This window comes from Pseudomonas sp. SMV7, from assembly GCF_052041995.1.
Taxonomy (GTDB): Bacteria; Pseudomonadota; Gammaproteobacteria; order Pseudomonadales; family Pseudomonadaceae; genus Aquipseudomonas.
In genome coordinates this window covers 23,268-31,491 of record NZ_JBKGGT010000031.1, presented here as the reverse complement: position 1 = coordinate 31,491, position 8,224 = coordinate 23,268, and the positions used below count along the sequence as shown (strand labels likewise).

The 8,224-nt window shown below is 63.5% G+C and carries 7 protein-coding genes; all 7 read right to left on the bottom strand.

Annotated elements, in window-relative coordinates:
- Window positions 1–20: 20 nt before the first annotated feature.
- Window positions 21–485 carry a multidrug transporter gene (locus ACLEJP_RS24715; protein WP_440810669.1) on the bottom strand — a complete coding sequence of 155 codons (465 nt, stop codon included), beginning with the start codon at window positions 483–485 and terminating at the stop codon, window positions 21–23.
- A gap of 199 nt (window positions 486–684) precedes the next feature.
- Entirely contained in the window at window positions 685–2,139 is a 1,455-nt protein-coding gene (locus ACLEJP_RS24710) for a mannose-1-phosphate guanylyltransferase/mannose-6-phosphate isomerase (RefSeq protein WP_440810671.1), read from the bottom strand.
- 35 nt (window positions 2,140–2,174) lie between these two features.
- The gene (locus tag ACLEJP_RS24705; protein WP_440810667.1) at window positions 2,175–2,822 is read right to left on the bottom strand and encodes an alginate O-acetyltransferase AlgF; all 648 of its coding nucleotides are present in this window, start codon (window positions 2,820–2,822) and stop codon (window positions 2,175–2,177) included.
- A gap of 17 nt (window positions 2,823–2,839) precedes the next feature.
- Window positions 2,840–3,997, bottom strand: a complete 1,158-nt coding sequence (locus tag ACLEJP_RS24700; RefSeq protein ID WP_440810665.1) for an alginate O-acetyltransferase — start codon at window positions 3,995–3,997, stop codon at window positions 2,840–2,842.
- 10 nt (window positions 3,998–4,007) lie between these two features.
- The gene (locus ACLEJP_RS24695; RefSeq protein ID WP_225779196.1) at window positions 4,008–5,465 is read right to left on the bottom strand and encodes an MBOAT family O-acyltransferase; all 1,458 of its coding nucleotides are present in this window, start codon (window positions 5,463–5,465) and stop codon (window positions 4,008–4,010) included.
- A 195-nt stretch (window positions 5,466–5,660) separates the two neighbouring features.
- Window positions 5,661–6,764, bottom strand: a complete 1,104-nt coding sequence (locus ACLEJP_RS24690) for a mannuronate-specific alginate lyase (protein ID WP_440810662.1) — start codon at window positions 6,762–6,764, stop codon at window positions 5,661–5,663.
- A gap of 7 nt (window positions 6,765–6,771) precedes the next feature.
- Window positions 6,772–8,214, bottom strand: coding sequence for an alginate O-acetyltransferase (locus tag ACLEJP_RS24685; RefSeq protein ID WP_289130821.1), 1,443 nt, complete (start codon window positions 8,212–8,214; stop codon window positions 6,772–6,774).
- Between the last annotated feature and the right edge of the window lie 10 nt (window positions 8,215–8,224).

The window sequence follows — 8,224 nt, the reverse complement described above, 5'->3', positions numbered from 1 at the left end:
AGGCCGGCACAGTCAATAGATCAATTGGCAAACGTACCTTGCAGGTGCTCGGCCCGAAATTCCAGGGTCTGCGGCCGGTACCCGGAGCGCAGTGGTGGCAGTGGCAGGCAGTCCTTCCACTCGGCCCCCGGCTGCAGTTCACCCGGCCCGCGGTAGCGCGGGGCGTTGTAGGTATTCTCGGCCAGGTTCACGGTATCGCCCGGCGCATACGCCGCCACCCGCCAGCGCAATTCGCTCAGCGGCACGTCGTTGCCGTTCTTCATGCGTACTTGCAGGGCACGGTCGGCAGGGCAGTGTTCGGGGGCGTAGTTCAGGCGCAGGTCCAGGCGGGCCAGTTGCGAGGTTTCGCGGGTGTCCTGCCAGACGACGAACAGAGCCACCAGGCCCAGGCCACATACGGCAGCCAGCGAGATCGGCAGGGCCTTGGCCGGATAGCGCAACAGCAGCACCAGCCAGGTGAGGATGAGGAAGGCACCGATGATCATGGGGCTTGCAGACCTTGGTTGCGCGGGGTCTGACCATCGTAGCCCGAAATGGGAGTGGGCTCAAAAGCGGGGAGGGCTGCGCCCTCCAATCGCGACGCAAGGCCGCTCCCACAGGGATCGATAATGCAGTGGAACATGCGATCCCTGTGGGAGCGGCCTTGCGTCGCGATAGGGCCGCAAAGCGGCCCCGGGGTCTTGCTTACTGCGCGATGGTCTTCACCGAAACGCCACGCTCGATCGGCGTGGAGGTACGCCCGTACACATCCTCGAAACGCTCGATGTCATCCTCGCCCAGGTAGCTGCCGGATTGCACCTCGATGATCTCCAGCGGGATCTTGCCCGGGTTGCGCAGGCGGTGCACCGAGGCGATCGGGATGTAGGTCGACTGGTTCTCGGTCAGCAGGAACACGTTCTCGTCACAGGTCACCTCGGCGGTGCCGGACACCACGATCCAGTGCTCGGCGCGGTGGTGGTGCATCTGCAGCGACAGGCTGGCGCCCGGCTTGACGGTAATGTGCTTGACCTGGAAGCGGCCGCCCATGTCCACCGAGTCGTACGAGCCCCATGGGCGGTACACTTCCAGGTGGTTCTGGGTCTCGGTACGGCCCTGCTCGTCGAGGGTCTTGACCATCTGCTTGACGCCCTGGACCTTGTCCTTGTGGGCAATCATCATCGCGTCCTTGGTCTCGACTACCACGATGTTTTCCAGGCCGATCACCGATACCAGCTTGCCGTTGCCGTGGATCATGCAGTTGTGGCTGTCCTGCACCACCACGTCGCCTTTGGTGACGTTGCCGTTGTCGTCCTTCTCGTGCACTTCCCACAGCGACGACCAGCAGCCCACGTCGCTCCAGCCGGCCGACATCGGCACCACGCAAGCGCGCTGGGTCTTTTCCATCACCGCGTAGTCGATGGAGTTGTCCGGGCAGCAGGCGAAGGTGGCTTCGTCGATGGTCAGCACATCGCCGTCTTCACGGCTGCGCTCCAGGGCCAGCACGCAGGTATCGTAGATGTCGCCGTCGTGCTTTTTCAGTTCTTCGAGGAAGCGGCTGGCACGGAACAGGAACATGCCGCTGTTCCAGAAGTAGCCACCGGCCTGGACGAATTCGGCGGCGCGTTTCTCGTCGGGCTTCTCGACAAACTGCGCCACACGGGCCACGCCTTCAGGCAGCAGGGCGTCCTGGCTGGAACGGATGTAGCCATAGCCGGTTTCCGGCTTGGTCGCCGGTACGCCGAACAGCACCATCTCGCCACGTTCGGCGGCCACGGTGGCCAGGGCCAGGGCACGTTGCAGGGCCTTCTGGTCATCGATCACATGGTCGGCCGGCAGCACCAGCATCAGCTCGTCGCGGCCTTCGTTGACCAGTTTCATCGCCGCCATGGCCACCGCCGGGGCGGTGTTGCGGCCGAACGGCTCCATCAGGATGCCCTGGGTTTCCAGCTTCAGCGCGGCCAGTTGCTCCTGGACGATGAACTTGTGGTCCTTGTTGCAGACCACGATCGGCGTGTCCATGCCTTCGAACACCAGGCGTTCCAGGGTTTGCTGGAACAAGGTGTGTTCACCGGTCAGGGCCAGGAACTGCTTGGGGAACTGCTTGCGCGACAGAGGCCACAGACGGGAACCGCTACCACCAGAAAGAATTACCGGGATCATCATGTTTCTCCAATAGTCGTTGAGAGGCAGTGGAATCAGTTGCTAGCCACGGGGCGAGTTACCCACACCGGCGACAAGGCGTTGCCGGAACCCGTTACGTACAGCACTGCGGCTTCGCCGCGCTCCAGGGCGACCGGTTTGAGGTCACCCACTTTCTTGTCTCCTTGGTACAGCGCCAGGTTGACCTTGACCGGGTTGATCTCACGCTCGCCACGGCCATTGGCGGCAACCGGCTTGACCACTTCGGTCTTGCCGTCGGCAGTCTTCAGGGTCAGTTGCTGGTCGCTCAGGTTCTGCACGCGAACCAGGGCTTTCTGCTTGTTCTTGAACGGCGGTTCTTCGATCAGCTTCGGGCTGCCATTGGCGTTGTTTACCAGGGTGTAGTACTTGTCCGAGGCCAGCTTGACCGGCACGCTCTTGCCGCCAACCTGGGCGGTGTAGTCACCGCCTGGGAGGAAGCTGAAATCGCTGCTGGCCTGGGCGCCAACCTGCTTGATCTGGGTGTTGCCGACCGAGGCTGCAGTCGGGGTGCTGGAGGCGTTGTACAGGCGCACGAAGGTCGAACCTTTTGGTGCGCTAGGGCCGTACAGCGCGGCGTCGGCACCGGCGAATGCCTGCACCGAGGCCAGGGACAGGCCGGCCGCGAGGGTGAGGGCTTTGGCAATGGAAGTTTTGGTAGTCATTGGCGTGTTCCTCTCTATCAGTGGTTCGTCCGGGTGGACGACAAGGCCAGGTTTTCTTCGGATTTACGGGAGTTCTTCAGCTGCGCGATCCACTGCGGGTCGAAGCTGCTGAGGTCGTTCTTCATTGGCAGATAACGTTCGGGGAATTCCCACACCACCACTTGCGGTGCGGCGGTCTTGAAGGCATCGCTTTGCAGGTACTTGAGCATTGGCAGCAGCGGGCCGTGGCCGTCTTCGGCGTAGTTGGCCACGTCGCTGCGCAGGGCCTGCTGCAGCGCACCGAGGAAGTTCCAGTGCGGGTTGGCGCTATAGCTGGTGCCCACCAGGGCAACCGGGATCTGCTTGTCGGCGAACAGTGCGTCACCGGCTTCATCCTCGGCTTCGACCGGGCGGGTGGTGCGCTTCTGCAGGTTGTCCGGTGCCGGCAGCAGGTTGCTGAACAGCGGGTCCAGTGGCAGGAAGTTGGTCAGGTCGCCCTTGTACGGCGCGGTGCTGCCGGCTTCGGTGACGAACGTCTGTGGCTCACCGTTGAGCAGGTTTTGCCGGCTGACCGCTTCGGCCAGCGCCTGTGCTGCCACTTCGGCGCCCATCGGCGTCCAGTGGGTATCGGTGCGCAGGAACACCTGGCCACGGGCCTTGGCCTGTTCAAGCGGTGCCATCAGGTCCGGGGCGAACACGTTGGCCTGGCGTGCCTGGGCGTGGAACTGGTTGTACAGGTCGCCATGCAGGCTGGTCGGCAGTTCCTTGCCCAGGTATTCGACGTATACCCGTGCCTTGGCCGGCACGATCGCCAGCACCAGCTGGCTGCCGTGCTGCTGCAAGGTGTCGCGCACGCCACGGATCAGCGCCAGGTTTTCGGCCATCAGTTGCTCGGCCCCGGCGGTGGGCTTGAATTCTTCGTCGCTGAACAGCCACTGGTCGCGGCCCAGTACCACACCGGGGCGGCCTTCATTGAACAGCTTGAAATCCATCGCCGCCCACAGGTTGGTGCCCAGGCGCTTGATCGGGAAGTGTTCGTCGTAGTGGGTCTCGGCGGCCTTGGCCAGCTTGCCGTTGAGCAGGCTCATCTGCTCGGTGCGCTGGAAACTTTGCAGGCCACCGGTCGACCACACGCCCATGCCTACCAGCAGGCCGAGGAACGACAGTGAATAGGTGATGCGTAAGGTGCGGGTCATGTCATCCACCTCAGAACTGGAAGTAGAGGAACGGCGAGTAGCTCTGCGCCGAAAGCTTGAGGATCGAGGCCACGAACAGCAGCAGCACCAGGGCGCGGGTCATCACGCGGGTCCAGTCCAGGCCGATCGAGCCGTCGGCGTTGACCGCCACCGGGGTGGCCTTGGGCGTCGGCCTGGCGTTGCGATAGAAGTCACGCAGGCCGAAGAACGCCAGGGTGATGTAGGCAACCACCAGGGTGGCGACTTGCAGGCCGGTGAGCTGGGCGCGGTTGAGCTCCGACAGCTGCCAGTCGCCGAAGCTGAACATGGCGCCGTACATGCGGCCGGCCACTTCCAGGTTTTCGGCGCGGAAGATCACCCAGCCGACCACCACCAGCAGGAAAGTGAAGGCCCACTTCACCGGGTTGAAGCGCTGCGGGTTGGTGTCGATGCCCAGTGCGCGCTCGATGGCCAGCCACATGCCATGCCACGCGCCCCAGATGATGTAGGTGAAGTTGGCGCCGTGCCACAGACCGCCCAGCAGCATGGTCAGGAACAGGTTGCGGTAGGTGTTGAAGGTGCCTTTGCGGTTACCGCCCAGGGTGATGTACAGGTAGTCGCGCAGCCAGGTCGACAGGCTGATGTGCCAGCGCCGCCAGAACTCGGTGATCGACTGGCTGATGTACGGCTGCTTGAAGTTCTCCATGAAGCGGAAGCCCATCATCAGGCCCAGGCCGATGGCCATGTCGCTGTAGCCGCTGAAGTCGAAATACAGCTGCGCGGTGTAGGCCAGGGCGCCGAGCCAGGCATCGCCGGTAGTCGGGTTCTGCAGGGCGAAGCAGTGGTCGGCGACGACGGCCAGGGTGTCGGCGATGAACACTTTCTTGATGAAGCCCTGCATGAAGCGGGTACAGCCTTCGGAGAACTTGTCCAGGGTGTGGGTACGGTTGTTGAACTGGTCGACCAGGTCCTTGAAGCGCAGCACGGGGCCGGCGATCAGGTGCGGGAAGATCGCCACGAATGCGGCAAAGTCGATCAGGTTGCGGGTGGCCGGGGTGTCGCCGCGGTACACGTCGATGATGTAGCTGATCGACTCGAAGATGTAGAACGAGATACCGATCGGCAGCAGCACGTGGGTGAGGATGAACGGCTCCAGGCCGAACGAGGTGATGATCGCGTTCAGGCTGTCGACGCCGAAGTTGGCGTACTTGAAGTAGCCGAGGATCGCCAGGTCGACACCCACGCCGAGCAGCAGCCAGCGCTGGGCGGGCTTGGTGCGGACACCGGCGGCGCCGACTTTCAGGCCGATCCAGTAGTTCCACAGGGTGACCCCGGCGAACAATGCCAGGAAGTCCACTCGCCACCAGGCGTAGAAGATGTAGCTGGCGACCAGCAGCAACAGGTTGCGATAACGTTGCCCGCTCAAGTAGTACAAGCCGAGGAAGATCGGCAAGAACAGGAACAGGAACACGTTGGACGAGAAGACCATCCCGGTTCTCCTTTTTGTTTACAGCATCCGGGGCACAACGCCCCCCAAACCCCCCACTGAAAAAAGTGGGGGAAGCCTTGGTACCTGTGGGAGCGGGCATGCCCGCGAACAAGGGCGAAGCCCTTGCCATGCACCGCGGGGCCTTCTTCGCGGGCATGCCCGCTCCCACAGGTTCCGCCCCCAAAGGGGTTCAACTCATTTCTTGCTCTCTGCGCTCGGGTCGTAGACCCGGGTCAGGTCGCCGCCCAGCCGGAAGCTGTTGAACGGCTGCATCCCGCGCTTGCGTTGCAGGGTGTCGCCGCTGCACGCATACAGGCTGCAATAGGGCTCCATCCACGAGTACTTGCTGTCGATCTTCAGGTCTTGCATGTCCTGCTTCTCGCCATTGCGCGCCTTGAACGTGCTCGGGTCCTTGACCCCGGCCAGCACCCGCTGCGCCAGGCGCTGCAGGGCGTTGTCGTTCTCGCCGCGCACATCCACGCCGTTGACCTGGGCGAAACTGGCGATCATCGCCAGCGGCGGCAGGGCGTAGTTGTGGTAGGCCAGGGCGCGTTGCTTGCGCTTGAGCTCGTTGGGCAGGAAGCCCTGCGCATCGACCTGGTTGGCACCAATCCGGTATTCCTTCACGGCCCAGTCGAACAGGTCGCGACGGTCGGTGGCCACGGCGGTGGCCATCACTGCCCAGGCCGCCCAGTAGCTGTGGTTGTTGATCTTCTCCAGCGGCAGGTCGCTCCAGTCGCGCACGGTCTGCTCGGCAAGGCGGGCGAACCATTTCTCGATCAGTTCGGCCTCGGCCTGGTGCGCAGCCAGTGGCTGCGAGTTGGAGAACTTCAGGCGCAGCCATGAACCGCTCATGCTGCCCAGCGCCCATTTGCGCATCGACTTGCCGGTGTGGTTGTAGTCGGTGGACATCAACGCATCGGCACGTGCCCAGCTGCCCAGCCAGGCCAGGGCACACTCGAGCTGTGCCGGGCGGCCATCGCGCATGTACTGGCCGATCATCTTGCTCACGCCTCTTTCAAGGGTGGTGATGTCCTCGGTCGACTTGCGAAAGGCCTTTTCCGAGCTGACGTTGAGGGTGGCCCGCGCCTTGTCCGAACCTTCGTACTTGCTGCGGAACTGCAGGGCCCCGGTGTACGGCTTGGGCACAGCTTCGCAGCGGAAGTTACCGTCGCCGGTCTTGAGCTTTTCGATCCCTTCGTAGTACCCCTGCGGCGGTACCAGCGCGGCGTGCGCGGCACTGCCGCACAAGGCCAGGGCGAGCAGGGCAGGGCGGAAAATTCGCTTGAACGCAGTCATGGTCGCCTCACTGGCCGGCCTGCGCGGTCTGCGCGGGCACGGCGAAGTTGTTGCGTTTGCAGAGCTTGGCCTCGACCTTCTGGGTACCGCTTTCCGGGCCCTGTACCTCGAAGGCCAGCAGGCCCTGGCTGGCCCAGTCCTCGTCTTCGCGCATCTGGAAGACGAAACGGCCATCGGTCTCGGCGGTTTCCGGTTTTTCCAGCTTGATGTCCTCGTGGCGGCCGTTGAGGTACCAGAGGGTGGCCTGCAGGACTTTCACCGACGGGTCCTCGAACTTCACGTCCATCTGGATGTTGCGGTTGACCAGGTCCTTGATCACGCCGCCCTTGCCGTTCACCATCAACTCGTTCTTGCCGGGCTTGAGGGTGGTGCTCGCGCTCATCAGCGCCGGGCGGTTATCGCAGCCGTCGTCGAGCAGGCCGAGGATCTGCCGCCAGATGGTTTCCTGGTCCAGGCGGTACAGCGGGGAGAACTCCCAGATCAGGATCTTCGGCGGGTTCTTCTTGAATTCCTCGCTGCCCAGGTACTGGATCATCGAGCCTTCCAGGCCACCGCCGGGGAAGGCGACGTTGAGCACATCGGCACCGATGTACTGTTGCAGGAAGCCGGCGAAGTTGTAGTTCTTGCCACTGTGGCTGGTGCCGACCAGGGTGATCTGGGCGTTGCCAGCGTCACCGAACAGGTCGTCACCGCCACCGTCGGAGCCTTTCGGCTCGGTGGTGAACTGGTCCATGTACTGGACTGCATAGCTGGTGCCGCAGAGCTGGCCGGCAACGTTGTGCAGGGTGCCGGTCTTGCCCATGCGGCCGGACTTCTTCGTCTCGAATTCCTTGCGCGGGATACCTTCGAAAGCCGGCATCTTGTGCACGGTTTCGGCCACGATTTTCGCCGCGCGCTCGGCACCGTATGGCGTCCAGTGCTGGTCGCCGCGGAAGTAGAAGTCCTTGCCTTGGTCGGCGGCGGCCAGCTGTTCGTTGGTCAGCGGCGACAGGTCGGGCACGTTGTAGCCCATGCTGGCGAAGCGCTTGAGCATGGCCTGGTAGTTGCCCAACGCCTTCTGGTAGTCGAAGGCAGCTTTTTCCGCCGGGTTGAGCATGTTGCGGTTCACCAGGCCACGGGTCGGCTGGTACACCACTACCAGTTCCACGCCGCGCTTCTTGAACGCGTCGTGCACCTGCTGCAGGCGCTTGTAGCCGGCCGGGGTGGTGGTGAACTCGGTGCGCAGGTCTTCGCGGGTACGGAACAGCCAGTCACCCTGGGCCTGCACCAGCGTGGTGAAGTTCTGCTGGTAGCGGGTGGTGTAGCGGCTGGGGTCGTGCGCTTCCGGGCACAGCTGGCAGCAAGGTTCGGCGGTGAAGGTCGGGGCCTTCACGTCGTCGGCGCTCACGCCCTGGCTGATGGCCAGGAGGGCAGTGGACAGGCCCAGCAGTTTCATCAGGTGTGGAGTCATGGTCTGGGCT